General features: G+C 38.6%; 2 protein-coding genes. Both read left to right on the forward strand.

The window, feature by feature from the left end; translation table 11 throughout:
- Nucleotides 1–212: 212 nt before the first annotated feature.
- Nucleotides 213–1073: a tyrosine-type recombinase/integrase gene (locus AP058_RS00075; RefSeq protein WP_369815117.1), complete on the forward strand. Its 861-nt coding sequence runs from the start codon at nucleotides 213–215 to the stop codon at nucleotides 1071–1073.
- Nucleotides 1058–2218, forward strand: a complete 1161-nt coding sequence (locus AP058_RS00080) for an IS91 family transposase (protein WP_066305322.1) — start codon at nucleotides 1058–1060, stop codon at nucleotides 2216–2218. The genes AP058_RS00075 and AP058_RS00080 overlap by 16 nt, the downstream gene beginning before the upstream one ends.
- Nucleotides 2219–2586 lie beyond the last annotated feature (368 nt).

The following is a 2586-nucleotide window of genomic DNA, read 5'->3' on the forward strand; positions in this document are numbered from 1 at the left end:
GATATTTATTTGCAAAAAACGACGTAAAAATTAGTTTTTTTACACAGTTCATGTTGAACTAAACCTTCGGTAGTGTTTTGGGTGAAAATGTTAGTCCTTTGTAAAAATACTAAAACTTTTTACATGGTTACAAAAAAAAGCATCCTGATGCTTTAAGGGAAAACAAAATCCTTAATCAGGCAATTCGTGAGGTTCCAAATTTTGAGGAACTCTTGCATCGATTTGAACGTACGATTTCTGTTTTAGGCAGAAGCCAAAGTACCTTTTCTAATTATGCTCGGCATGTAGCTTCTATGGCTTTGCATTTTGGAAAAATCCCCACAGAGCTTGATGTAGAGCAAGTGCAAGAATACTTGTTTATGCTTCAAAAGCGTTCCAAAACACCTTCACAAACCTATTTCAAGCATTGCGTTTACGGACTTCGGTTTCTTTTAAAATCCGAAGGACTTCCTTATGAATACCTGCATTTACCTTCTATAAAGCACGAGAAAAAACTTCCAACAGTTCTCAGTAAAGAAGAAGTTTGGCGGTTGCTCCATAGTTGCCAACTACTTAAACACAAAATGCTTATTGGACTTTTGTACGGTTGTGGATTGCGTTGTATGGAAGTACGAAGTGTGCGTTTGCAAGACTTGGATTTTGATCGCGAGCAACTCAAAGTGGTGCAAGGCAAAGGCAAAAAAGACCGCTATGTTCCACTATCCAAACATTTAATCCGCGGACTCAAAACTTACATTGAAGCTGAAAAACCCAAAGCCTATCTCTTTAACGGTCAACCTGTTGAACGAGCTGGAGGAGACTTCGACAGCCGCTATTCCCAACGTGGCGTACAATGGGCGGTTAAACAAGCCACTAAAGCTGCTGGAATTACTAAAGAGGTTTGCGTGCATACGCTTCGACATACTTTCGCTACCCATTTACTTGAAGACGGACTAGATATTATCACATTAAAAAATCTTTTGGGACATGAGAATATCGAGACTACAATGGAATATTTGCATATTGCTCAACTTGACACTATAAAAGCTTTTAGTCCGCTAGATACACTTTTCGAAAAATGCAGCCGCAAGTAGCTGCTAAGCGAAGTGGAATAGCCTGCATTGAGCGGAGTCGAAATGAAGTAGCTCATGTACTAGAAAAACTGGGAAGCAAAGTAGAGAATCTAGGACTCAATACCTGGCAATTGCGGACTTTATCAGCCGTGCGAAGATGTAGAACGGCAGCTTTAGGCGGTCATATTGATGCGTGTGATCAATGTGGTAAAATTAGTATTAGTTACAACTCGTGTCGCAATAGACATTGTCCCAAATGTCAGGGAAAAAACCGAGAAGATTGGGTACAAGCTCGTCAGAGTGAACTCTTACCAGTTCCATACTTCCATGTTGTTTTTACTTTGCCTGATGGCATTAATAGTCTGGCTATTTATGATCCAAGATTAGTGTATGATTTACTTTTTGAGTCGGCATGGGAAACTTTGAAAACCTTTAGTAAAGCCGCAGCAATCCAAAGCGGAATGATTGCTGTTTTGCACACTTGGGGACAAAATTTATCCCTTCATCCACACTTGCATTGCATTGTTCCAGGCGGAGGTGTGGACAAAAATGGCAAGTGGCAAAACATACCAGGCGATGGTAAATTTTTGTTTGCAGTCAAGGCATTGTCCAAAGTTTTTAGGGCAAAATATTGTGAGAAACTAAAAGAGAGAAGCCCTGATAATTATACCAAAGTCAAGAAACAATTGTGGGAAAAGCAATGGGTAGTGTTCGCCAAAAAGCCTTTTGGAAGTCCAAAATCAGTAGTGGAATATTTAGGAAGATATACCCATAAAATAGCCGTTAGCAATAACCGAATCCAAAGTATAGACAATCAAAACGTAACTTTTAGCTACAAAGATTACCGTCAAAACGGATTTAAGAAACAAATGACACTTACTCACGAAGAATTTATCAGAAGGTTTGCGTTGCATATTTTGCCTAAGCGTTTTGTTAAGCTCCGTCATTATGGTTTTTTGAGTAGCACTTGGAAACGGGAGAAACTAAAAGTTTTACAAGAAAAACTAAAGGTAAAAGTGCTAGAAAAAGTAGAGAAGAAACCTTTTTTGCCCAAATGTCCTTGTTGCAAAATAGGCAATTTACACCGGATATTGGTTTTTGATCAGCGTGGTCCGCCTGGTTGGTATCTTGGCAATAGCCAAAGCTCAATTCCCTGTACAAATTAACTTTATGGGTAAGGGATTTTATGCCCAATCCCGAAGCTTGGAGTGAAGGAAATCACTATAAAAACCATTCTGTTTATACTGCAAAAAAAAAGAGACGTTTTAGCCTCTTGTAATCTCTATACTCATTTTACGATAACTCCATAGTGTTGACGGAATGTAATCGGTTCCGTTCAACCGCGGCTTCATTGTTCGTCTTTCAGACGCAACGAAGCCTTAGCTGTTGTGCGATGTATTTTCTATTTAGTTTCTGTTTCCAGTTTTTTGATTAGCGTTTCTGTTGTTGACTTCTTTTGGTTTATAATAATCAATTGGGTTTTGTCTTCTAAAAGGATTTTATAATTAAATTCATTCTCTGAATTGAATTTCCA

It is taken from the genome of Flavobacterium sp. TAB 87 (assembly GCF_001529295.1).
In the GTDB taxonomy this organism is placed as follows: Bacteria; Bacteroidota; Bacteroidia; order Flavobacteriales; family Flavobacteriaceae; genus Flavobacterium.